Annotated in this window: 10 protein-coding genes; 3 read left to right on the forward strand and 7 right to left on the reverse strand. The window is 59.0% G+C overall.

All coding sequences use genetic code 11. The features are described 5' to 3' along the window. Window position 1: 1 nt before the first annotated feature. From HNQ72_RS16840 to HNQ72_RS16850, 3 genes are read left to right on the forward strand one after another with little or no spacing between them, the layout of a single operon-like run. Window positions 2-910 carry a carbohydrate ABC transporter permease gene (locus HNQ72_RS16840; protein WP_183993422.1) on the forward strand — a complete coding sequence of 303 codons (909 nt, stop codon included), beginning with the start codon at window positions 2-4 and terminating at the stop codon, window positions 908-910. A gap of 4 nt (window positions 911-914) precedes the next feature. After that, the gene (locus tag HNQ72_RS16845) at window positions 915-2,030 is read left to right on the forward strand and encodes an ABC transporter ATP-binding protein (protein ID WP_183993424.1); all 1,116 of its coding nucleotides are present in this window, start codon (window positions 915-917) and stop codon (window positions 2,028-2,030) included. A 52-nt stretch (window positions 2,031-2,082) separates the two neighbouring features. Further along, window positions 2,083-3,342, forward strand: coding sequence for an ABC transporter substrate-binding protein (locus HNQ72_RS16850; RefSeq protein ID WP_183993426.1), 1,260 nt, complete (start codon window positions 2,083-2,085; stop codon window positions 3,340-3,342). A 369-nt stretch (window positions 3,343-3,711) separates the two neighbouring features. On the opposite strand, the gene HNQ72_RS16855 is transcribed toward HNQ72_RS16850, so the two are convergent. The 7 genes from HNQ72_RS16855 to HNQ72_RS16885 all read right to left on the reverse strand — a co-directional run bounded on the left by HNQ72_RS16855 (window position 3,712) and on the right by HNQ72_RS16885 (window position 26,022). Next, the gene (locus HNQ72_RS16855) at window positions 3,712-4,155 is read right to left on the reverse strand and encodes a hypothetical protein (RefSeq protein WP_183993428.1); all 444 of its coding nucleotides are present in this window, start codon (window positions 4,153-4,155) and stop codon (window positions 3,712-3,714) included. A gap of 54 nt (window positions 4,156-4,209) precedes the next feature. Then, the gene (locus HNQ72_RS16860; protein WP_183993430.1) at window positions 4,210-5,520 is read right to left on the reverse strand and encodes an HlyD family type I secretion periplasmic adaptor subunit; all 1,311 of its coding nucleotides are present in this window, start codon (window positions 5,518-5,520) and stop codon (window positions 4,210-4,212) included. Then, entirely contained in the window at window positions 5,510-7,237 is a 1,728-nt protein-coding gene (locus HNQ72_RS16865) for a type I secretion system permease/ATPase (protein ID WP_183993432.1), read from the reverse strand. Before HNQ72_RS16865 ends, HNQ72_RS16860 begins: the two co-directional genes overlap by 11 nt. 92 nt (window positions 7,238-7,329) lie before the next feature. Continuing rightward, window positions 7,330-22,398, reverse strand: a complete 15,069-nt coding sequence (locus HNQ72_RS16870; protein WP_183993434.1) for a carbohydrate-binding protein — start codon at window positions 22,396-22,398, stop codon at window positions 7,330-7,332. A 462-nt stretch (window positions 22,399-22,860) separates the two neighbouring features. Further along, complete coding sequence (locus HNQ72_RS16875) at window positions 22,861-23,625, reverse strand: LuxR C-terminal-related transcriptional regulator (protein WP_183993436.1); 765 nt, start codon at window positions 23,623-23,625, stop codon at window positions 22,861-22,863. A gap of 327 nt (window positions 23,626-23,952) precedes the next feature. After that, on the reverse strand, window positions 23,953-24,873 hold the full coding sequence (locus tag HNQ72_RS30555) for a 2-hydroxyacid dehydrogenase (protein ID WP_183993438.1): 921 nt from the start codon (window positions 24,871-24,873) through the stop codon (window positions 23,953-23,955). A gap of 102 nt (window positions 24,874-24,975) precedes the next feature. After that, window positions 24,976-26,022, reverse strand: coding sequence for an ABC transporter substrate-binding protein (locus tag HNQ72_RS16885; RefSeq protein ID WP_183993724.1), 1,047 nt, complete (start codon window positions 26,020-26,022; stop codon window positions 24,976-24,978). Between the last annotated feature and the right edge of the window lies 1 nt (window position 26,023).

A 26,023-nucleotide genomic window follows, 5' to 3' on the forward strand; every position in this document is an offset into this window, starting at 1 on the left:
CATGAGTGACAGTATCATTCACTCCGACGAAAAGATTCTGGAAGAGGCCGAACAGTATCTCGCTGCGCAAAAGCGCCGGCAGAATATTACGCTCGTTATCCGCTATACCATCCTGACGGTCGTCGGCCTCATCATGCTTTATCCGCTGTTCTGGCTGATTGGCGCGAGTTTCATGACCAATGAGGAGATTTTTGGCGGCGTCGGCTTCATGCCGGCCAACCCGGTAATGGACGGTTATATCGAAGGTTGGCAGACCTCTACGCCCTACACGTTCGGCCGCTTCTTCTGGAACACATTCCTGATCATCGCGCCGAAGACGATCTGCACGGTGATTTCCTGCACCGTGGTCGCCTACGGTTTTGCCCGGTTCGACTTCCCCGGCAAGAAGATCCTGTTCGCCGCCGTGATCGGCACGCTGCTTCTGCCCAACGTTGTTACGCGCATCCCGCAATATATGCTTTTCAACGAACTCGGCTGGCTCGACAGCTACCTGCCGCTCTGGGTGCCGTCGGCTTTCGCCGGAGATGCCTTCTTCGTCTTCCTGCTGCTGCAGTTCCTGCGCTCCATTCCGCGTGACATGGAAGAAGCGGCGCGTGTCGATGGCGCCAACAGCTTCCAGACGCTGATCTATGTGGTCGTGCCGATGCTGGTGCCAGCCATGATTTCGGTGGGGCTGTTCCAGTTCATGTGGAGCATGGACGATTTTCTCGGTCCGTTGATCTACATCTCATCGGTTGAAAAATTTCCTGTTTCACTCGCTCTCAAACTGTCGATCGATACCGCTGAATCGTTCGAGTGGAACCGCATTCTCGCCATGTCGGTGCTGACGCTTCTGCCGTCGCTGGTGGTGTTCTTCCTGTCCCAGAAATACTTCGTCGAAGGCATCTCTGCCGGTGGCGTGAAGGGTTAATTCAATGGCTCAGCTTACTATCCGCAATCTCGAAAAAGTTTATAGCGGCACCATCAAGGCGCTCCACGGCATCAATCTCGAAGTCAAGGACGGGGAGTTCATGGTTCTGGTCGGTCCTTCCGGCTGTGCCAAGTCGACGACGCTGCGCATGATCGCAGGCCTGGAAACGGTTTCCGGCGGCCACATCGCGATCGGCGAAAAGGTCGTCAACAACCTGCCTCCGGGCGACCGTGGCATCGCTATGGTGTTCCAGAACTACGCGCTCTATCCGCATATGAAGGTGCGCAAGAACCTTTCCTTCGGGCTCAAGCTGGCTGGTGAAAGCAAGGAAGAGATTGCAAAGCGCGTGGCGGAAGTTGCCGAAGTGCTGGAAATCGAGCCGCTGCTCGACCGCCTGCCCAAGCAGCTCTCCGGCGGCCAGGCGCAGCGCGTGGCGCTGGGTCGTGCGCTGATCAAAAAACCGGAAGTTTTCCTGTTCGACGAGCCGCTTTCCAACCTCGATGCAAAGCTGCGTGCCTCGATGCGCGTACGCATCACCGATCTGCATCGCAGGCTGAAGGAACAAGGGCAGTCGTCGACCGTGGTCTACGTCACTCACGACCAGGTCGAGGCCATGACCATGGGCGACCGTATCTGCGTCATGAAGGATGGCCACATCATGCAGGTGGACAATCCCGAAACGCTTTACGCCCGCCCGGCAAACGCGTTTGTCGCAGGCTTTATCGGCATGCCGGAAATGAACCTTGTCAATGCCAGCCTGAGCCGAGGCGAGAGCGGGCCGGTCGTGACCTTCGGAGACCAGTCGATCCAGTTCGGCAAGGAACTCGCAGCGCGCCTGCAATCGGGTGTCGACGGCGATGTCACCTTCGGTGTGCGGCCACAGCATTTCCGCCTGGCCCAACCGGGTGAGGCTTCGTTGCTGGCAAAGGTCATCAAGGCGGATTTCCTCGGCCACGAGGTCGACGTGCATATCGCCATCGGAGGCCAGCGCTTTACCGTGGTTCTGCCCGTCGAGGAATTCCGCAAGGCAGCCGCGGACGGCGCCATTCGTATTCGCCCGGAAGAGGAACGGGTCTTCATCTTCGATCGCGCGAGCGGTCTGAACGTCAGCTTAGCCTGAGGGCGCAGCCGGCGATTTGTCACCGATGCAGGGTTTCAGGAGGAAACGCATCATGAGTAAAAAATCGATACTGAAGGTTCTATCTGTTACTTTGGCAGCATCCGTTGTTGCCACCAGCTTCGCCTCGGCGGCCGATCTGCGCATGTCCTGGTGGGGTGGCGATGGCCGCCATGTCGCCACGCAGAAGGCGCTGGAATATTGCACGACGAAGACCGGGCACAAGGTCAAGGCCGAGTTTGCCGGCTTCGAAGGTTATCTCGAAAAGCTGACGACGCAGATGGCCGGCAGCACCGAGGCCGATATCATCCAGGTCGACTGGCCTTGGCTCTTCCAGTTCTCCAAGAACGGCGATGGTTTTGCCGATCTCAAGCAATTTGCCGGCGAGCTTGACCTGACGCAGTGGAATGACAGCCAGCTGGCGCCTGCCATGATCAACGGCAAGCTCAACGGGGTACCGGTTTCCGTTACCGGCGCCACCTTCTACTTCAATGACGAGATCTACAAGAAGGCCGGCCTTGAGACGCCGAAAAGCTGGGATGATCTTGCGGCGGCCGCCAAGAAGTTGAACCCGCAGGGCCTTTATCCGTTCGATACCACCCGCGTCATCCTGATGCTGATGGTCGAAGCCTTTGCCGCTCAGATTTCCGGCCATGAATTCGTCAAGCCAGGCACCAATGAGCTGGCCTGGACCGCAGAAGACATTGCCGGTGCGCTCAAGCATTATCAGTGGATGGTGGATAATGGTATCGTGCGCTCCGCCAAGGATGCTGCAGGTGTCGGCAATATCGAGATCTTCGACGATCCGGCTTGGGTCACGGGCAGGATCGGCGGCACCTATTTCTGGGATTCGACCTATTCGAAATACGATGATCCGCTGACGGTTGGAAAGCTGATACCGGCCGCTCCGCTGCAAATCGCGGGAGCGAAATCGGATGGCGTCTACAAGAAGCCGTCAATGGTCTTCTCGATCTCCAAGCATTCGAAGGATCCGAAAGCAGCAGCCCAAGTGGTCAACTGCCTGTTGAACGACAAGGAAGCCATCATGATCCTTGGCGACAGCCGCGGTCTCCCGGCTTCGGCTATCGCAAAGTCCACGCTCGAAGCCGCGGGCAAGTTGACGCCGGAACGCCTCGAAGGTGCGAAAATCGTTGCGGCGGCCTCTGGCCCGACCATGTCTCCGCTGATCGAGCATCCGACGGTTCAGGAACTGTTCAAGGACGTCATCGAGCAATTCGCTTATGGCCAGCTGACGGCCGATGAGGCCGGCCAGGAAATCGTCGATGGCCTGACCAAGGCCCTGCGTCGCCTTTAATCATTGCAATGGCCCATGTCGAAAGACATGGGCCATGATCACGTCTGCGCGACATGTGTCGCCTCAACACAGAAATACCTCAACATCCCTATCTCACGCTGGGATCCGAACGCGTGATTGCTGTTTCCGTACCAGATGAAGCCAGTCGACCGATACACGGCTTTCTATGGCGAAGAACCCGTCACTTATCTCAGTTATCGCGACAGCTCGTTCTTCGCTCAGGCTCTTGCGAAAACCATTCTTTGAACGAGCGCAATTCGAACTCCATACTGTCTATGAGAACGCAATGTCCGCAGCCTCGAAGGCAATGGCGGGCAACGACGTTGCATGGGATAGCAGACTCACAGACCTCCAAACCGCAGCGCAAGCTCAGCCAATCAGCATGGCAACAAAAGCGTCGTACAGCGCGAAAACAGTAATCCCTACTCGATTGTCATGGATTTCCGCCAGCAGCATTGCCAAAAGGATCAGATTAACGGTGATCAAAAATGGTTTTGCCCAGTTGCGATGACCGGAGACTACAGGTTCGATATCGCCTTCCAACGCTTTCGCCGGACCTGCAATGATCGCGATATGCGCTTCGGTAAATTCGACCGAGTGACGTATCGCCTCGATGGAAGTACTGAGCTTGCGTATTTCCTCATCGAGCCCGGGCGTTGCGGCTGCCGGCATCATCGCCGGGCTACGAGCAACTGTTTGGCGCTCCACACGCACGATACGCGAGCCTTCCAGCGAGGTATTGTCCTGCCCGATGTCTCCACGACGCAGCAGTTCGCCGGCGATTGAGTGTACGTCCGAAAGTCTGTTTTCCATGTTAGTCCCCCAATACTCCGTGAGGCATTCTCGATAGGAACGGTCCGGTCACGATCAGCTTTCACGCATCGCGTGACGCAGTTGATCGGAGAGCGGCTTGATCATGTAGGACAGGATCGTGCGGTTCTCGGTCTGCATGAAGACTTCCGCCGGCATGCCGGGCTTCAGCAACGTATCTCCTACCTTGGCGATCTCGGCTTCCGGGATGCGCAGCCTTGTCAAGTAATAGCTCGCACCGGTCTTTTCGTCGGTGGTCAGATCCGGCGAGATGTCTATGACAAGCGCGCCGAGTTCCGGCGTCACCCGTTGGTTGAGCCCGCTCAGGCGAACGCGGGCATCCTGACCGCCAAAAACCTGATCGACATCGGCTGGCAAAATCATCGCCTCGACGATCAGTTCGTCGTCTTGGGGAATGATGTTCACCAACGTCTCGCCCGGACCAGCAACGCTGCCGATCGTATGAACATTGAGCTGATGCAGGGATCCGGCAATCGGCGCGCGGATTTCGAGCTTTCGCAATCTGTCGAGGGCGGCCACGCGTTCCTCACTCAGCTTGGCGATCTCTGGACGCTTCTGGTCGAGTTCGGTCAGCACGCTCTCATAGAAAGCTTCGTCCACCTGGATGAGCTTCAGTTCCGCCTGGGTCTTGGCCTGTTGCGTCTCGATGATTTCAGCCGTCAGCGCCGACTGGCTACCGGTCAGCGAAGCCTTTTCGCGCTGCATCGCGATCAGCTGCGACTGAGTGATCAGGCCACGAGCATTCAGGCTGTCATAACGGCGCAATTGATCATCGACCAACGCCATATTGGCGTCCACTGCTTTACGCTGCGCCTCGAGAGCCGAGATCTGTTCCGCAAACTGCCCTACCTGTTTCTCCAGCTGCGCCTTCTGGCTGCTCCTCGTCATCTGGCGGGCCAGTTTGAGCATGATCTGCGCTTCGGTCAGCAGGGTACGCCGGTCGGCCGGCACGAAGGAGAGTTCGGCCGGAAGATCAATGCCTGTGCGCCCCGCCTGTTCTGCAAGAAGACGTGCTTCCTGCACCATGAGCTGCGCAAGCTGGCCTTCGATGATGCCGAGATTGGCGCGAGCGGTCGTCCCGTCAAGGCGGAAAAGCAAGGCGCCGGCCTCGACGCGATCTCCCTCGTTGACGACGATTTCCGAGATGATGCCGCCATCGGCATGTTCGACTTGCTTGGCGCGGCCAAGAACAATGATCTTGCCGGCGGCCATCACGGCGCCACTGATTTCGGCATAGGCCGCAGCGGTGCACACGCCTCCGAGGAAAAGCCCTCCGACACCGATTGCCAGGAACAGTTGCTTGCGAATGGCACCGGTGATGGTTTTGTCGAGTGTGTCATAGCGCATTGGCGACCACCTTTCCGGGCTGCTGCGAGCTGCTGAGCATCGAGACATTGGAGAGAATCTGTTCCTTGTCGCCAAAGGCGACCTGCTGGCCGTTCTGGATGATAAGGACCTTGTTAACGGCAGCCAGTGCGCTTGCGCGATGCGCGACCACCACGACGATGCCGCCACGTTCTCGGATATCCATCATTGCGCGGGAAAGCGCCTGTTCACCCTCCACATCGAGGTTGGAATTGGGTTCATCGAGAACGACAAGAAACGGGTTGCCGAACAGGGCGCGGGCGAGGCCGACACGTTGCCGCTGGCCGGCAGAAAGGCGCGCGCCGCCCTCACCGATCATCGTGTTATAGCCTTCCGGCAAGCCAGCGATCAGATTGTGGATCCCGGCCATCTTGGCGGCAGCGACGATCGCCACGACATCGGCGTCCTTGTCGAAGCGAGCGATGTTTTCCGCAACCGTTCCCTCGAACAGTTCAACATCCTGCGGCAGGTAACCGATAAAGCGGCCGCGATCCTGATCGCTCCACTGGTCGATCGTCGAACCGTCGAGGCGAATGGCCCCTTTGAGCACGGGCCACACGCCGACCAATGCACGGGCAAAGCTCGTCTTGCCGGATCCTGAGCCGCCGATGATGCCGAGCCCGTCACCAGCCTGAAGAGAAAACTCGACACCCTGGAGGAGCACGATAGGTTCGCCGGGCGCACTCGTCGCGGTATCCTGAACGGTCAGTTCCTGCTTTGGCAGCGGCAGACCTTCCAGCCCCTTGTCGACATCGCATTGAAGCAGAACCTGGTTGAGACGTCCGGCTGCCTGCCGGCAGGCGATGAAGGATGGCCATTGACCGACAGCCTGTTCAATCGGCGCGATGGCGCGGGCCATGATGATCGACGAGGCGATCATCACCCCGCCGGAGATTTCCTGCTTGATCGCAAGATAGGCGCCAAGCGCCAGCATGGCCGATTGCAGGATCATGCGCAGGAGCTTGATGACCGACGAGTAGAAATTGCTTCGGTCGGTCGCCATCTGCTGAGAGAAATAGTAGGGCTCGACCATTTCCGAAAACCGGTCTGACAGCCGCCCCAGCATGCCCATGGCGTTGACGACTTCTGAATTACGCCTTGCGCTGTCCATGATTTTCGATTGCGCGGCGGTGCGCATACCCACTTCCTTGGTCGGGCTGCGAGAGGCGAATTCGTTGCAGATGACCAGCACGAAGATGAGAGCGCCGCCGGCAAGCGCGAGATAGCCGAGCGCGCTGTGCATGATGAAGACAAGCGCGAAATAGAGCGGCATGAAGGGAAGGTCGAAGATCGAGGCAGGTCCTTGCGAGCCGAGGAAGCGGCGGATCGTATCGAGATCACGCCCGGGATGAACGCCCGAACCCTTCGAGCCGAGCAGCACCGGAAGCCTGATATTGGCACGCAGCGATGGATTGCAGAGCCGCGTATAGACCCGCATGCTGATCCTGAGCAGCGCCTTGGAACGCAGGATGTCGAGCATGCCGCTGAAGAGATAAAGCGATAGCGTGATTACAGACAGAACGACCAGCGTCGGCACACTGCTGCTCGACAGAACCCGATCATAGACCTGCAGCATGAAGATCGGCCCGGTCAGCATCAGGATGTTGAGCACAGCGCTGATGATGAAAATGCCCCAGAATGCCGAACGGCAGGTCCGGATGGCGTCGGCGACCGATAGATTGCGATTACGTTTCAACATGAACTCGCCCCTGTATCCGGCCGGTCTTTGATGCCGGCCATTCCCCTTGATTGGCGGCGGCGCCCTTTGGCAGGCGCCGCCATCCAGTCGCGTCAGATGACGATGTCGTAGCCCTGCAGGTGGTTCTGTTCCTGCTCATCGAGCGGCGTCGTGCCGAGATCGGCGATCTCTGGCGCTGGCGGCGTCTCGTCGATGGCCGAGGTTTCTGTATCCAGCCCGAGGCTCGCCAGCGTCATCGCGGATGCACCGGCCGGTTCGAGCGTGAAGGACGAGAAGTCCTGCGAGCCGCCATTGAAGGTCAGGCGCACGACTGTCGTGCCGGCGTCGAGCGTGACGCTCACCGTTTCCGTATCCTGGAAGTTCGACCAGGTTCCGGTTCTCGGTGTCGCGACCGTCACGGTATCAACTGCCGAGCCGTTGGTGAACGTAGCCGTGACGCTGCGGTTAGGTCCGCCGGTTTCGCCAAGCGACATCAACAGGTTGAAATCGTAGGTGCCTGCCTCAGTGACATTGATCGTGTATTCCAGCCATTCGCCATTGGCGATCCAGCCGACGTCGCCGCTGCCCGTTATCTCGACCGACGAACCCGCACGACCACCATTGGTACCACCCTGAAGGCCGGCGGCATCGTTGTAAGCGACACCCTGACCACCAGTGTCATAGTCGATACCGTCGATAACGAGACCCGCATCACCAAGCGCCGGGGCAACACCGCCGAAAGGTTGCTGGCCGGCCGGAGCCGTCAGTGTGAAGGATGCGAGATCCAGCACATAGCCGTTAGAGGCAAGCGGGCCGTTGAAGGTCAACCGCAGCGTTTGGACGCCGGCCCCGAGATTGATCGAGATCGGCGCACTCTGAGCAAATGCGGCGCTGTCGAAATTGGACCCGCCCGCATGGCCGTCGGCAAGGGTAACCGTGCCGAGTTGGGTCTGGCCGTTGAGAGACACCCCGATCGTAGCACCGGCCACCGGCGTCTTGGCGTTGGCCGAGAATGTGTAGGTTCCGGCAGTCGGCACGTTGATCGTGTATTCCACCCACTCACCCGGCTTAACATGGCCGATATCGAGACCCGAGCCGACCAGTTCGACACCGCGCCCCGGCCGGAAGGTCGGGTTGCTCGTCGGGTTGTCGAGACCCGCATTGTCGTTCCAGGAAATGCCCTGGCCGCCATTGTCGAAGTTCGTCGCATCGACGTTGAGCACACCGTTGGTGAAGGTCGGGGCGGCACCCGGATATGGTGTCTGCTGGTTGACTGGCGCCGTCAGCTTGAAGGACGCCAGATCCAGGACATAACCGTTCGATGCGAGCGGACCGTTGAAGGTCAGTCGCAGCGTCTGGACGCCTGCACCAAGGTTGAGCGAAATCGGCGCGCTGTCGGCAAAAGCCGCATTGCCGAAGTTTGATCCGCCAGCATGGCCATCCGCCAGCGTGACGACACCGAGTTGCGTCTGGCCGTTGAGCGAGACCGAGATGGTGGCGCCGGTCACCGGTGTCTTGGCATTGGCCGAGAACGTGTAGGTCCCGGCGGTCGGCACGTTGATCGTGTATTCCACCCATTCGCCCGGTTTCACATGGCCGATATCGAGGCCCGAGCCGACCAGTTCGACATCGCGGCCCGGCCGGAAGGTCGGGTTGCTTGTCGGGTTGTCGAGGCCGGCATTGTCGTTCCACGAAATACCCTGGCCGCCATTGTCAAAGTTCGTCGCGTCGACGGTCAGAACACCGTTGGTGAAGGTCGGAGCCGTTCCGCCATAGGGAGTCTGCGGCCCGGTCGGCGGCGTGGTCGTATCGAAGAAGTTGACCGTGCCGTCATTATCCGCGTCGAGCCGCAGCGCATCGTTGATGCCGTCGCCATTGGCATCGTTGGCTGCCGTCAAGACATGAGGCTTGACGTTCTTGATGATGAACATGTGGTCGTTGTAGTCGTAGTTGCCGGCACCGGGATAATCCTGGATGGCGATATAGGTGCCGGGAATGACGTTGCCGTCTGCATCGAGAGCCTCGAAGAAGCGGATCAGGTGACCCTGGTCCTCGCCGACAAGCTGACCGAAATTGGGATCTATCTTGTTGGCTTCCGGATCGGTCCAGGACGAGTAGGTCGGGCGACCATCAACCGAGATGAACAGGCCGAACGGCGTGTTCTGGTTGATGACGCCGCGGGCGACCGAGGCACCTGCCCCCGTTCCCGTCACCAACTGATCGGGCAGAACCGTCTGGCCCTGCTGATCGTCATTGGCGAAGAGATTGGTAACCGCACTCGTGCCGACCTGATGATAGCCAAGACGAGCGACATTGCCCTGCTGCAGGAAGGCAGCCATCTGGATGATTTCGACGCCCTTCGACGGATCGAGCTTTTCCAGATAAGGCATCAGGACTTCGTCGCCGACGGTTTCCACCTCGCCGCCATTGGCAAGCTGGCCCTGCGCCATATCAGTCGAATAACCGAAGGCTTCGACGATCTGTTCGACGGTCGGCTCCGAATTGTTTTCGGAGAATTCCTGCGCCAGACCGGCAAGCTGGATGATCTGGGCTCCATCGTAGTCGTTGGAGTTGATCGTCAGCGTTGCCTTGTAGATATCAGCACCGGCAGTATTGCCGGCATGGGTACCCTTGAAGCGGACGGTGACCTGAACCGAGGCGCCGGCGGCAACGCTCGTAGGAACAGTGCCGACAAACTCGAAGGCCGAGGTATCGGAAAGAACCAGGCTCGTCAGCGTCAGCGAGGTAAAGCCATCATTGGTAATGGTGAATGTCGCTTCGTTGCGGAAGGTTTGCGCGGCATTCACCGGCTGATCGATATTGGTGAACACTAGACGGTCGTCTGCCGCAGCATCGTCGAGACCGGAAATGACCATATCCGCACCGAAACCGACCGGCTGGACACCTTCGATGACGAAGAGGTTGTCGTTATAATCGTAGTTGATGCCGGTATAGTCCATGATACCGAGATAGACGTTCGGGATCACGTTGCCGTTGGCATCGAGCGCCTGGAACATCTTCACCGTATGCCCCTGCTGCGCACCGGGGACGATGACGCCGCCGGTCGGGTTAAGGCGCGGGTCGGTAGAAAGGCCGGCCACGGTAATGCCGAAGATTTCGTTGCCCGCCCATCCGTCAGAGATATCATTGTTGGTGAAGTTGCGGGTGGCAAAGGTGTTGTCATTGCCGGCATTCGGCAGAAGGCGCTGGTTGTCGTTGCCTTCGTGGTTCCAGAAGGTGGTGCCCTGCCCTTTATTGCCAGGATTGTGGATGCCGATCGTGGCGCCGCCGGGGCCGTGGAATGCCGCGATCTGGGTGATCTTCGCGGATGTCACCCCATCGGCAAGCTTCCAGTAAGGAGACAGCACTTCCGTTTCGTCCGTCTTGGCGAAAACGTCGTTGGTGGAGAGAACCGAGTTCTCGCCGCCGCCCTGCAATCTCAAGCCTTCGATGACGTTGCCGAAGCCGAAGATCTTCCAGATCTCGTTGACATTAGGCTCCTGACCGCCCTCGTCGCGTGCCTGCCAGAAGCCGGCAAGTTTTATGTTTGCGACCGGGCTGTCCTGGTCGTTGGTGATGAGCTTCAACTGGCCTTCGAAGACGGTCGAGGTCGCATCGACGTTGGTTGTCGGCGGCGTATAGGCCGCACGATTGAAGACGACCGTGACGTCAAGGAAGGAACCGGGCGCGATCGTAGCGCCATTCAGCGCATTCGGGTTCTGCAACACGAACGGGCCGGTGAGTTGGTAGGTGCTGATCGTCAGTGGCTCGGTGCCGGTATTGGTGAGGCGCACCGTACCAGTGTCTTTGAAGTCGCGCGGCGCACCAGGTTCGACTGCATCCGGGTTCTCGATATAGGAGAAATGCAGCCGGTCGTCGAAATAGGCGGCATCAAGGCTCTGCACTGCGATATCGGCATTGGGATTACCCGGTGCCGGCTGGATATCGAGATAGTCGAGACCATTGGCACCCGGAGCGTTCGAGACGATGCGCAACTGATAGTTCTCACCGGCTTCGAGCGTCAGATAGACGGACTCCTCCCCTGCCGTTCCGGCACCCGGAAAGGCGCTGATATCAACCTCGACGCCGTTGAGGAACCACTTCAGCGACTGACCATTGGCGGCGTTGGCATTGGCCGCAACGTCCAGCTTGTATGTGCCATCCGCATCGACAGTGAAGTAGAAGTCGACGGTGCTGCCATTAACCGTATGAGCAGAGCCATCGGTTGCTTCAAGCTCGATGCGTCCTGCCCCGTCGATCTCGGCGTAATCCGGCTCAAAGACCGCGATCGCATTCTTGGTAACGCGGATATAGTCGATATTGGGACCATTGCCGCCGGGTGCCGTCAGGGTGATGACGTTAGTGCCGGCTGACAGGTCGAGTGTAACTGACTGCGGACCCCAGACAGTTTCCCCGGCATTCGAGTTCGAAGCGAATGGCAGGACCTGCACGGCCACGCCATTGACCGAGATGGTCATCGGGCGCGCTGCCTTGCCGGAACCGAGCGCATAGAGGATATCGAGGCCGTAACTTCCGCTGGCGCCTGTTGAGATCGTCCAGCTTACCGACTGGTCGGCCGTGCCGACATAGTCGACGAAGGCGCCGCCGGACTGATTGCGATTTTCGGTGATGATCGCCGCCCCGCCGAGATCGGCCTTTTCCGCCTCGTATTTGACGTAGGTCGTGCCATCGACGACTATTTCGCCATCGTTGGGAACGGAATTGCCTTCGCTCGCCACCAGCACTTCCAGCTGGTCGATATTTGGGCCGGTGTTGGAGACTGAACGCAGGGTCACCGTATTGGCGCCTGCCGTCAGCACGACCGGGATCTCGATCGTCTGCCAGTTGTTCCAGGGGTCGGAACCATCGGTAACCGAGGTTGGCGTAAAGGACTGGACCTTGATGATCGTGCCGTTGATTTCGAGCTGCAACGGCCTGTCCGTCGTGCCGCCATTGGCGTAGCGGAAGCGCAGGATGGCATTGCCGGCCTGATCCGACGGAACAGAGAAGTTGAAGCTGATGAAATCGGCATTTGTGGAGCCGAAATCTGCATAACCACCCGGAATTCCATCATTGCTGTTTGTATTCCCGTCCGTGCCGTAAGCACCCGGGCGCAGCCCGTTCACCGTGCCGGCAACATTGCCGGGCTCGATATTGGAAGCATCGCGGATCTGAATCTGCGGCGCTGTCCCGGTCGGCACGACAACGGAGGTGCCATCATTCGGCGTCTTGTCTTCCGCCTGGATGGTGGTGAGAAGCACGAAGTCCTCACCGGAAGGTTCCTCACCAGGCACGAAATTCAGGCTCACAGTCTTGCTGTTCAGTGCATCGTCCGTAACTTCCAGGCTGGCGGTCACCGGCCCGGAGGTTGTTCCGAGATCGATGGTGAACTGTTTCTGCGCATTGACGGTGATCGTCTGCTTCGGCCCGCCATTGAAGGAAATGCGGATCGCCGTAATGTCATCATCGAGACCGTCGATGCGGAAAACCGCAGTTTCAGGATCGCTGACGTCGACGGCGACGAGGGCGAGATTGTTGCCCTCGTCGGCCGTCAGATCCTGCGTAACGCCACCGGGCGCCGGGGTAAGCAGGATCAGCTGGCTCGCACCCGTGCTGCGGTTCAGCGTCATCAGGTAAAGCTGGCCGGTAACGGGGTTTTCTATGATGTCGAGCGGATCGATATAGTCATCGATGACGGAACCATCTGGGCGGCGCAGAACATCATCATCGATGATGTTGCCCTGTGCGTCGACACGAATGTAGCGAACGTTGTCGCCGGTCGAGAACTGGGCGAAGAGGACGGCACCCTTGAGGTTGGAGCCGAAGGCCCCGCCGGTATATTCAATCGCACCGTTCGGCGATTGGTTGTAGCCGAGATTGTAGACACCATCGAGATCGTAGTCCGGATCCGGCTGAACGCCGGTCTGGTATCCATCCGTATTGCTGTTGCCGTCATTGCCGCCGACAACCTCGTTTGGGTCCCGGCCACCCGTCGGGTTGCCACCATTGAGGATATATTGATCGCGCAGCACGTTGGGATGGCCGTAATAACCGCCCTCATCGATAGTGAAGAAATAGTCGTACTGTTTCGGTGAGTTGGCGATCGTCGTATCGAGACCCGGCTGGGTCGGATCGGTCGGCGTCTTGCCGCCAGAGGCCGTGCCGTTGGTCGGCACGTAGAGATTGCCGTTCGAATGCCAGACAAGGTCGTAGGCATTGCGCACGCCGGTAGCATAGATGCTCAGAACTGCATCAGGGGCGAACGGATTGTAGAATGTCGAATGAGTGCCGTTCGCATTGAAGCTCGCAGCCGGTGACTGATAGCTCGGGTTCCCGGCGACACTGGGCTCGGTCTGTACGTTGAACCCGCCCGTCGGCGCATCGCGCGTTGGATCTATCTCGAGAATTGCCGCATTGAGCAGGCGTTCTGGACGGTTCCCCCATGCGCCGTCGGCAGCACCGGCAGCGGAGTTGGATCCCTGGCTGAGATAAAGGAGATATTCCGGCTCACCGTTCGCCGCGGTGTAATCGGGGTTGCGACGGAATTCGAGGCTGTTGGTCAGATGGTCGCCGCCGGACCGCGGCAGGCCGGTGATATATGTCTCCGCCGTCGAATTCTCGAAGACTTCGCTGAGCGTGACCTTGCTGACCCGACCGGAAAATTCCGGTGTGTCGAAAGCCTTGGATTCACGGGGGATCGGTGCGTTATCGGAAATCCAGATCGTGTTCGAATCTTCCGGATCGAAGACGAAGCCGACAATGCCGCGGCGTTCGCCGCCCGGTGCTTCCAGATAGCTGAGTGACAGCGTTTCCTGCGAGGCCTTGTCGATCGTGCCGTTGGCGTTAACATCCCAGCGATGGATTTCACCGGTGATAGTGGCGACATAGAGCTTGCCGTCCGGGCCGAATTCGATTGTGGTATAACCAAAGGCGCCATCGGCAAAGCCGTTGAGAATGACATCGGTCGAGAAAGCGACCTCGCGCGGAACATCTTCGGGCGCCGTGCCAGTGACGAAAGTCGTCGTCAGGTCCTGGAACTGGCGTAGCGCACCGTTCGGATCGGTGATCGAACCGAGGTCCATCACGTCCTGAACCTTCAGCGTATAGCTGGTATTCTCCTTCAGGTCCTGAAGCGGGCGGATGTTGAGCGTATCGGCGCCACCACTGATCTGGATCGCAACCGGTACTTCGATGCCGGTCAGCGTCTCGATCAGCTTGATATTGTCGGTATAGGCGATATTCGGGCCACGGTTACCTTCGGCCTGAAGGTTGATGCCGACGACGAAGGTCGAGGTCGGGTCGATGCCGGTAGGCAATTCGCCATCCGGGCCGATCGCGATAGACACCTGGCCGTCCTCCAGCGAGGCAGCCACGGGTGCGACGAAGAAGGAGAAGTCCTGGTCGGCGCTGCGGCCGTCGCCGGGCGTCAGGTCGGGAATGCGCTCCACTTCGAGATACTGGATTTCGGTGTTGACGCCGCCGATGGAGTCCATCGTCAACTTTCCGTCCGTCACCGTCACAACCGCCGTGACCAGCGTCGAGCGGAAACCGCCGCCGTTCTGGCTGCCGTTGATCGGGTTTGCCGGTGTCCACTCGGGCATGACGTTCACGCCCTCGAGGTTGATGATGTAGTTGGAATCGAAGGCTCCCGCCGTGTCGCCAACCGACATCGTCACCTGATAGGTGCCGTTTTCGAGCGCCATTTCCCAGGCCCGCGCACCGGCAGCTCCCGCACCCGGATATTCGAAATGCGCGTAGGTCTTCTGCAGGTTGGATGCACCGGAAACGGTATCCTTGTACCAATGCGCATTTGCCGGCTGGGCGGAAGCGATCGTGCCATTGGCGGTTCCGTCGGCAACACTCGCTTCCGTCACCCAACCATAAGAGAAGCCATTGCCTCGGTTACCGTATGCGGCACCGGTATCGGCAAGATAACCCGTCGGGGTCTGGTAGCCTGTCGGCAAGCCCTGCGTTGTCTGACCCGGCGCAGGTTCAAAGTTGATCTTCACCACCGGCTCGAAACGGATGAGATCGCGGGTTTCGCCTGGCCCCTCGTCCCCCTCGCGGCTGATCGTGACATTGTCGATGTTCGGACCGTTAGTGGTCGTATTGGCCAGCGAAATGGCGTTGGAGCCGGCGGTCAGTTCGACATCGAACGTCACTTCTACCCAATTCGCCCAGCCTTGGTCGGCGGTGCCGCCCGTCGGGATGGTCGAGTTCATCGAGATCGTCTGGTTCTCGCCATTGACGGAAAGCGACATCGGTCGATCCGTCGTGCCGCCATTGGCGTAGCGGATCGTCAGCTGGTAGGTGCCCGCCTGATCGACGGTGACGTTGAAGCCGGCCTTGTCGCCAACTTCACCACCCATATCGAGATAACCGGTGCCCTCGTAACCGGGGCGCAGGCCGTTGCTGTCATAGGTCAGGCCGGGCCCGCTATTGCCGACATTGGCCCCACCTTCCTTGTTGGTGGGCGTGCGATAAACGGTGTCGGCCGGCGTCGAGGCATTCGCCTCGATATCCGTGATCGTGAACGTTTCGCCCTCGATAGTGACCGAGAACGGCTCGGTCGGGTTCTGCGGGCCTTCGCCATCCAGATATTCAAAAGTTGCCTGGTCGATATTGGGGCCGCCGACCGCACCGGCCGGAATTTCAAGGCGAATAGTATTCGCCCCTGCCGTCAGCGTCACCTCGACGCTCTTCTCGATCCAGGACGTCCAGCCCGTTGCGCTCGCGCCGGTGCCGGTGATCGGGCCTGGAACGAAGGAAACAGACCCTTCGCTTGCACCGTTGACAGCCATAACAAGCGGACGATCCGTCGTGGCTCCGTTGGCATAGCGGAAGGTGACGAGGTAGGTGCCTGCCGCCGGCGCATTCACGTTGAAAGTGATCGCATCGCCCGGATTTGAGCCGAAGTCGATATAGGCATCGCCATTCGCGCCGGCACGGTAGTTGCCCGTTGCATCAGGACGGGTGGCATTGACCTCACGGGTGAGAGACGTATCGCTATCGCCTGTTCCGGTATCGTTGACTGTTACCTTCGTTTCGTCTTCCGCTTGGATGGTGAACGGGGCAACGACAACCGGACCGGCAATCGTGATGTTCATCTGCGACTGCGCCACGTTTCCGGCGGCGTCGGTGACATAGGCGATCGCCGCATAATTGCCCGCCGCAAGCGCCGAACCATCGACCGCATAGTCACCGTCGGCGTCCGGATTGACTAGGACACGGGTTGCGCCGCCATTGAAGCTCATCTCCACCTTGACGATGTCGTCGTCGATACCGGCAAGATTGAAGTTGATGGAGTCGGCACCCGCACCACTCAGAGGTCCCTGCGGGCCGGAGAGGAACAACGGGACCTCGTCGGCATCGGCAGACGTGTCACCGGTCGAGGGTACATTGCCCGATATCTGGATGGAGTCGATGTTCGGGCCGGTCGTCGCACCCGGCGGGATGGCAAGCGAGAACGTGTTCGCGCCTGCCTGCAGGCTCACGGTCACCGTCTGGAAAGACCAGTTGTTGAAGCCTTCCGCCGGGCCGGACGTGTTGGTGCCTGTGGCGACGAAGGGCAGTGATTGCGCCGTGCCGCCATTCACGATGAGATTAAGCGGGCGGGCGCTGTTGCTGGCGTAGCGGATGCTGAACGTGTAGGTGCCGGCTGCCGGCACATCGACACTGTAGTTGAGGCGATCGCCCGCCGTGTCGCCGTAATCGACATAGCCGGTGCCGGAAAAGCCTGGACGCAAGCCATTGACGAGGCCCACGGTACCGGAGGATTCCTGGTTGCTAGGGTCGCGGATGGTCGTGATCGTCGTGTTCGCACCGTTGTCGAATGAGGTGATCGTGCCGGTTTCCGCCTGGATCGTGGTCGAGAACGGCACGAGGATCACCGGCTCGCCGACAGTGACCGAGAAGGTCACCGGTGTACTCGACAGTTCACCATCGGTAGCGGCAACCGAAATGGCATAGGTACCGGCGGCCACGTTCGCCGCGACGGTCAGCACGCCACCGGCAATGCTGATACCGGTCGGCAGCGCCGAACCGTTGGCAAGTGTCGCGACATAACTGACGCTGTCGCCCGCATCCGGATCGGTAGCACCGAGCGCCGTGGCGAGATTGATCGTTGTCCCCTCGCCGGCATCCAGCACGACATCGGCAATATCGGCGCCCGGTTGGAGCTTCGGGGCTTCGTTAACGTCACCGACATTGATCGTCAGGTTCGTCGTGGTCGAAAGACCCTGCGTGTCGGTTGCCTTGACGGAGACGGTAATGGTCTCCTGCGTCTCGTGATCGAGGCTCACGCCGTCGGCCAGGCGGATCGTGTTGCCTTCGATGGTGAACCGCGCGTCCGTCGTTGTGTAGACGATCGCGGCGCTACTACCGTCCGGATCGGTAGCCGAAAGCGTACCGATGATGCCTGCCACGACATTTTCGTTGATCGAGCCGCCCGTCAGGGTCACAGCGCCCGGCGCCTGCTGCAGCGGTCCTGTCGTCGGGGTGAAGGTCAGTTTGTCGATGCGCAGGTGCTCGCCGCTATCCGACTGGCCGGAAAGCTGCGCAATGGTTGCGCCATTGATGAAGACCGGGCTGGTGAAAGTGATCGTCTTCAGGTTGCCGGCCTGCGCAGCGTTTCCACGCGTCGCCGACGGATTGTCGAAAGTGCCGTTGTTGTCGAAGCTCAGATTGGTGGCCAGAACCGTGTCACCGATCTTCAGGGAGAATGTGGCGCTGCCGTCGGTCTCGTCGAAGACGCTGATGGTCACCGTATACCAGCCTTCGGTTACGCCGTTCTGTGATAGAACAGTCGTGACATTGGCCGACTGGTTGGCATTGGTGCGGATCAACTGGCCGCCGGAAGCGGCAGGTGCCGCCGAAAGATAGAAGCCGGTTGCCGAGCCGAGACCGGTAAATGCCTCCGCTTCGACAACGAAGCTCGCCTCGCCCGTAGGCTCACCGCCGATAAGGAACGGAACCTGAATTTCCGCCCGAAGTCCGGAAGGATCAGTCGCGACAACGGTAAAGAAGCCCTCGCCCGGTTGCGTCGGCGTACCGACGATAACACCTTCCGCATTGAGGCTGAGGCCAGCCGGCAGGTCTTCGACCGAGAAGGTCAGTTGATCGCCGTCGATATCGGAAAATGCATCGCTGAAGGACGAGATGTCGATTGAGACCTCATCTCCTGTCATTGCCTCCATCGGCTCGAACTGGATGGATGTGTCGGCGACCGGAGCATCGTTGATGTCGGCAACCGTCAGGACGAAGTCACTGCTGGTGGAACCGCCGCGGCCGTCGGTCGCGACGACGGTAACCGTATAGCTTCCCGGCAATGCAGAGATAGGACCCGAGAGAACTCCATCTTCGAAGACAAGGCCGGCAAAACCCTGGGCGGGATTGCCCTGCGCAGTCTTCACATCCAGCGTATAGGTCAGCGTATCGCCATCGGCATCGACGAAGGGCAGATCGACTTCGAGCATGCCGCGTTCGTTGACACTCATGTCGGTGAAGCCGCCGCCGACCACGCCGGGTGCCGTGTTTTCCGGCTCGATCTCGGCAAGCTGCACGTTGGAGAAGCTGACCGAGCCGAGGCCGTTGCTGGCCTGATCATCGTCGGCGATGAAGACTAGCGAACTGATCGTTTTGCCGGCATGGGCCGAAAGATCGATGGTGACGGTCATCACCTGGCCAGGTGTTCCGGCCGAGCCGTTGCGCAGGTCAATAAAGGAAGACTGGCTGTGGTTGCCGGCGATCTGATAGATCGACTTGTCGCTTGCTTCGAAAGGCAGTTCGTCGTCGTCGAAGCCGATGGCTATGATTTCCGACAGGGAACTCCCGATTGTGACCTTCAAGGTCAACTGGGTGTTTTCGGTGATCGTATAGCTTTCCCCAAGCGAAGCGCGTTTCCAGAAATTGCCGTTAAGGGTGAGCGTGTTGCCGCCATCGGCAATGACTCCGCCGGGACCGCTGTCTTGAGTGCTGTAAGGCGTCAGGCCGGCTTGGCTGAAGACGATCAACTGCGGATCGACCGGTTCGACCGGCGTATCCGGCACCTCGGTCACGCCGAAGGTAAAGGCCTGTGTGGTCGTGAGCACACCATCCGTGGCGCTGACGACGATCTGGACAGACGGTTCTGCGACAAAGTCGAAGCTGGCGCCCGGTGCGACGACCAGCTGGCCGGCATTGATCGAGAAACGGGCGTCGCTGACCACATAGGACAGCACGTCGCCATCCGGGTCGGAGCCGACGACCGCGCCCAGCACGGTGCCCTGAGCCACGTTTTCCGCAAATGTGTTTGCGCCCGTAAACGAAATGCTTGTCGGCGCTTCGTTGATATCGGCGATCGTGACGGCGATGGCCTGCGCCGTACTGGTCTGTCCGTCGCTGACGGTCACGGTCGCGGAATAGACTCCATCGCCATCCGCATCGTTCGGGCTTTCGAAATCGGGCGCTGCGATCAGCGACAGGTTGCCATTGGTATCGATGGTGAACCTGTTCGCATCAGCTCCGGAGAGAGCATATTGCAGCAGGTCTCCATCGTCGTCAGAGGCGATGATCTGGCCCACAGCCAAACTGTTCTCGTTGATGACAAAGCCCGGTTCGCTGGAGATTTCAGGCGCCGCATTGGTGGGATCGACAGGGTCGATCGGGTCGACCGGCTCGGCAGTGACGGTGATGGTGACCGTAATCGGGGCAGAACTGAGCGTCCCGTCAGAACCGGCAATCTCCACCGAGTAAGAGCCCGGATCGACATTTGCCGCAATCGCGAGTTTGCCCGCAACGATTGAAAAGCCGTCCGGCAGGTCTTCGGCATTGGCGATGATGAGCAGGACATCGTCACCGTCCACATCATCGGTGGTCAGTGGCAAGTCGATGGCATGTGCGCTGCCTGCAACGACATTCTGTGGACCGACGCTGCCAAACAGCAACGGCGCGTCATTGACCGATTCGACAGTGACGGTGATGGTTGATGTATCGCTCAGGCCGTCCTGATCGGTCACCGTGTAGCTGATCGATGCGATACCGTGGAAATCCGCGGCAGGGGTGAAGGTGATGACGGTGCCGAGAACGGAGACTGTGCCCTGCCCTGCCGGCACAGTTGCGGTGATGGTGAGTGCATCGTCTTCGGCGTCGGAAATCAATTCGGCGACGTCGATCGTGATCTGATTGTCCTCTACCCCCTCGACCGTCAGGTCGAGCGCGATAGGAGCCGTATTTTCGACAGGCGTCGGATCCGCTTCCAGGAGCTTGATGACGAACTTGTCGATGTTGGGACCGGTCGTGACACCGGCGCCGCTGAGGATCAGTGTATTGGAGCCGGCCTCAAGATGCACAGTCACGGTTTCGACTGACCAGCCTTCCCAGCCCTGACCGATACCGGTAGCGCCGACCGGGGCTGTCTGGACATTGGTGGGAAGATCGGTCGGGCGCGCCCTTACCGCATTGGCCTGTGTGGAGGCGAAGTTGAGCGTGTGCAGCGGATCGCCTGCGACCGCGTCACTATAAAGTTTCAACGGCCGGTTTGTAGTGCCGCCATTGGCATAGGTGACCATGAAAGAATAGGTGCCGGAAACCGGAACGTCGAATGTCATCGAAACCTGTGCCGCGGCACTCTGCGCCCAGTCGAGATAAGATTCGCCTTCGGCACCAAATCGGAAAATTTCGCTCGCAGGCGTGTTCGACAGATTGATCGGCCGATTTATAGCGCCGTTGGAATTGTTGCCGACCTGGGCGACAAGGCTTTCCGCCTGGATGACGATCATGTTCGGATCGGCATTGCGGATTTCCAGATAGTCGATATTCGGCCCCGAAAAGCCGTTTGCCGTCAGGCGGATCGTGTTTTCTCCGGCCTGCAGCAGAACACGGGTGCCGCTTTCCGAATAGGTGGCGTTATTGGCAGTGCCGTTGAAGTCGAAGACGCGATCCCAGAGCTGGCCGTTCACGTCGAGACGCATCGGACGAGTGGTAACGGTCGAGGAAAACGCATAACCGAAACCAATGTCGTAGAAACCCGCCTGACCTACCGAGAATGTCCATTCGATATACTGGCCGTTGCCGATATTGTTATTGGTCCCGACGCCGGCAAAATCCACATAGGCGTCGCCATCGGCCGCATCCGCATTGGGGATGTCGCCTGTGCCGGCGGTGTCCTTATGAACGACATTCGGATTAGTCGTCACGTTGCCACCGGAATTGCCGAGCGTGGCGACTTCGGCCTGAATGCGCAAGGGCATGGCGGTGACGGCTGGCGGCTCGGCCACCGGTTCGACTGGCGGCTCCATCGCTTCCTCAGCCTCATCCACCGAAGGTTCTTCTGCAACCAAAACCGGGCTGTCTACCGAAGACTCGACAGTGGCCAGCACAGCTATGGAGCGGGTTGCAGCCTGTCCTCCGATCTCGGTCGGCGTAGAATAAGAAACGGGACCGCCTTCGCGGCCGGAAGGCGAGATATCACCGGCGCCGATAAAGCGGAAATCGCGTCCGCTCGTTTCCGGTATTGCAGCGGAAGCCATATCAACCGGTGCATCTTGCGGTACGGTGCCGGTCGTCAGGTCCGCCTTGCCATCCGGTATCGCAAACGCCTCTTCCTGAGCTTCGTTCGATGAGTTGGCGGTGGTAGACAAAGGTGTCGCTGCAAGACTTGCAACCTCTTCGGCCCGCGGAGCAGGCGGCGTATCGTCAGGGGTCGCAGCAGCCCTCGGCTTTTCTTCCGTCGCGTGCTGGACACTGGGGCTCAGCGCCAGCGCAACCGCGCCGACGGCGGCAATGTTCAACCCGGCAAGGGCAGCCGACGTCAGGAGCGAACGGCCGGACTTGCCGCCACTGGCAGGACCGAGATTGCTAACGCTGGCAATTTCCGCACCGGCATCGTTGAGTGACGAGAAGGTCAGGACATGCATCCCCTCCGCAAGATCGATATGAAGGACCCTGTTGGAGAAGGTCGTCCAAGAGCCGGTCGGCTCAAACTCGACGACTTCCGGCACCTGACTACCAATGGACAAAGTCGATCGAAGAGGCTCGTTGCGACCGTTGGAAAAGGCAATCAGGATTTCCTGTAACCCACCGACAGACACTTCGAGAAGGAAGCCTTTGGCGCCAGCCACCTTACCGACCACACCACCCAAGGGGGATGTCAATTCGGCGACAGAAGTCACGATGATTTTGCCGGATTTGCTTTCGTTATCCATGATCGCTCCCAAAAGGAAGAGCGCTGATCTCGCGCTCGAAGTGCTCCGACAGCCCGTGATTTTCCGGGCTTGTCCCCACCCCGCAGTGTGCTTGAAGCGATTGCGATCACAAACCTCCCAAAAGGCCGAAGCGCTTGGTCAATTGAGGTAAACGAATAGTTAACGACTAAACAAAACGCACATCGCTCTACACGAAACGCCAGTTTCTGAATGAAACCCGGCAAAGCGCCACTGGCAGTCGCAGCGGGGCGGAAGAGAGCTTTATGGAGTGGAGGCGGCAGGCTCGCCGAGGCTGGAGCTATCGAGGGTCGACTCTTGAGATGCCGCAGGCGCGGAACGGAAGCGGACTGCAAGAGCAAGATCCTGTTCACGTCTTAAATTCGAACGGCGATAATCCAAAAGGGATAAGACAGACGGGATGGTTGTCCCGTAATCAAGCCGAGTGGCGCAGGAAAAGCATGCTCAGGCGATAATCGAAGCCTGGAGCAGGAACGTTTCGGTGAATTCGGGCATGAATGTTCGTAGATTGACTGCAACAAAGCCGCAAATAGCCGACATCACGGTTGTTGCCGGCCGGAAGAAATCCGAGCCGACCTGCATGCCCTTGTGACCCACGGCATAAAGCGCCGCCTGGGTGCGGTTCTGCATTCCGAGCTTTTTCAGGATGGCCCGAACATGGACACGAACGGTGCTCTCTGTAATATCCAGTTTTCGGCCGATAACTTTGTTGCTTGCCCCCTTCGAAATCAGTCCGAGCACAGCATGTTCGCGATCTGTAAAAGAGCATCCCTCAAGAGCCCGAGCATTCATGTCGTCGTTAACGCCGGAATGTCCCAGGCCCGCAACGGCAACCGTCGGCAATAGCGTGATCCCATGGCGAACGATGCGCGCAGCAAGCGCTATTTCCTGCAACGAGGCACCATCAGGCAGCAACGCGCCCACTTTTCCGATAATTGATCGATACTCGTCGACACTTTGGTTTGCCCGCATCAAGACGATAATGTGCGATGTGTCTACGGCATCGTTGTTACGATTGAGTTGCGCAACTAGCTCTTTGGGATTGACTGCATCGATGATGACGACAGTATCGTCCCAGTCGATTACCAGCTCTGCCACGCTTGAGAAGGAAGGAGAGTGTGAGACCTGCGTAAATTCAGTTCTTATGGCTTGCGCCATGGCACAAGCAACGATCGTACTGTCACTCACAAGAAATACTGAAACGCGCATATTTCTTCTCCCCAAAGACACTAATAAAGGAAATAAAAAAATAATCTACACTTTAATTTCCATGCGTCGAAAAAGGTTAGTTCGGGAAAGCGCGAGGCGTCTATACTTCATCGATTATTCAAGCGTTGACGGCATGATATTCATGAACAGATGGCGTGAGTGCCTTACTCTCTCGTGAGCTGTTTATGGTAAAAAAGTATCAATCATCAGGTACCACTTTCGGTACCTCACATAGAAGGTCGGATTCTGTAAAATTATCTGTCGATACGGGCCACGTGGGTTCCGTTCTGCTTCTATGATACCCTTATCCGTATTCGTTGAGAGGGATTAGTAACCAGCGGTCCGATCAACTTGACCTTCCGGAATCTCGCAGTGCTTGATAGCTTCGATCGCGCGCAGAACATGCGCCGTACCGGCGACGGGATCGACCCAACTGGCAATGTGCGGCGTCACAGTAACCCTCTCTTCGCCCCAAAAAGGGTGGTCTGCAGCCAATGGCTCCTTGCAGAAGACGTCGAGCATGGCGCCACAGATCTGGCCGCTGCGCAACGCTCTCAGCAGGTCCTCCTCGACCAATTGTTCGCCACGCCCGGCATTTATGATGTAGGCACCTTGCCTCAACGCTGCGAATGTTTCCCGATTGAGAATGCCAATCGTTTCTTCGGTATGTGGAAGAAGACTGATCAGGATATCGGTCTCAGCCAGGAAGGGCTTTAGACACCCCGCCCCGCCAAAAACTTCTAGGCCTTCGACCGGCCGCCCGCTTCGGTTCCAGCCGCGAACCCTGTATCCCATCGCCGCCAGCGCCCGAGCGCTAGCCTTGCCGAGGCCGCCCATGCCCATGATGCCGATCTGCGGATTTGAGAGATCGAGTTTCTGCCAGATCTTTTCAGCCTGGTTCGCGCGCATCTCATTCATGCGGCGATGATGGTTAAGCACCGACATGACGACGTATTGCACCATGCCATCTGTGATCGACTTGTCGACCATGCGTACGATCGGCAGATGTAGCGGGATCGTGTCGTCGCTCAGGAGATGATCGACGCCTGCCCCCAGCGAGAACACCGCCTTTAGATTGGGGTAACGCGCAATCTCCCCGGCGCCCGGTGCCCAGCAGAGCACATAGTCAACCTCTTCCAGCGGCCCCGTTTCTGGCCAGGCATGGACGGCAAGATCGGGTGCCTGACTGGCAAATGCCTGCTGCCAGGGAGCCGTCGGGGCGTTTTTTCTGATGATGACGAGGCTCACGCGGCACTCCACAAGCGCATTCAAGGAAGACGCCGGAAAGCGCCATCGGGATGTAAAGCTCCCGTAAAGCTTTCCGGCGACATGAAGGTCAGGGCGAACGGCTTATTGTTCGATCATCTTGTTCCAGCGGCTGTTCCATTCGGCGCGCTTGGCATTGATCGCATCCCAGTCGAGAACAACGGCGGTCTTCATGTAGGTCTGGAATGCGTCAAGTTTCACCTTGCCTTCCGGCGTAGAAGCAACCGCCTTCGGGTTGGACGGGTAGACATCGCCCGCATCCAGCGCCGCGGACTGCGCATCGGCCGACAGCAGATAGGCTGCGAGCTTCTGCGTCAGTTCCGGCTCGCTGTTCTTGGCGATCGTGCAGGCCGTGTACATCAGCACCACGGAGCCTTCCTTTGGCTGTGCGTATTCAACCGGGATGTTCTGCGCCTTGAGCGTGCTGACAGCAGTCGGGGTCAGCGGGAAAATTGCTGCTTCGCCTGCCTGGGTCATCTCGGAGATCTTTGCCGAGCTCGGAATATATTCGAGCACGTTCTTGCCGATCGTCGAGCCGAACTTCGTGAAGCCCGGCTCGACATTGGTTTCGTCACCGCCCTGGATGCGGTTGAACATCAGGAAGGCATGCAGGCCGAAGGACGAGGCGGAGGCTGACTGAAAGACCACCTTGTCGGCAAATTTAGGATCGGCGAAATCCATCCAGGAGGTCGGGGCGGCCCAGCCGTTATCAGCAAACAGCTTGGTGTTATAGGCGATACCCGTCATGCCCATGTTAACGCCGACGGCCATGTCGTCCTTCATCCGGGCTGCCTTATCGACTTCGGCAAGTTCGGGGCTGTCCTTGAGTTTTTCGCAAAGGCCGAGGCCGATGGCGCGATACATGATGCCATCGTCGAGGAACATCAGGTTCATCTGCGGCGCATCCTTTGCAGCGGTCGCCTTGGCGAGAATATCGCTGGATGTGCCCGGCACGACGACGATCTTCACGTCGTTTGCCTTTTCGAAGGCCGGGAAGACTGCTTGGGTGAAGGTGCGTTCCAGATTGCCGCCGTTCATCCCGACATAAAGGGTTTTGGTTTCGGCATGGGCCGAACCGGCAACGGTCAGGCATGCGATGCTGGCGGCGAGTGCCGCATGGATGGATTTCATC

The organism is Aliirhizobium wenxiniae (assembly GCF_014201355.1).
Classification (GTDB): Bacteria; Pseudomonadota; Alphaproteobacteria; order Rhizobiales; family Rhizobiaceae; genus Neorhizobium; species Neorhizobium wenxiniae.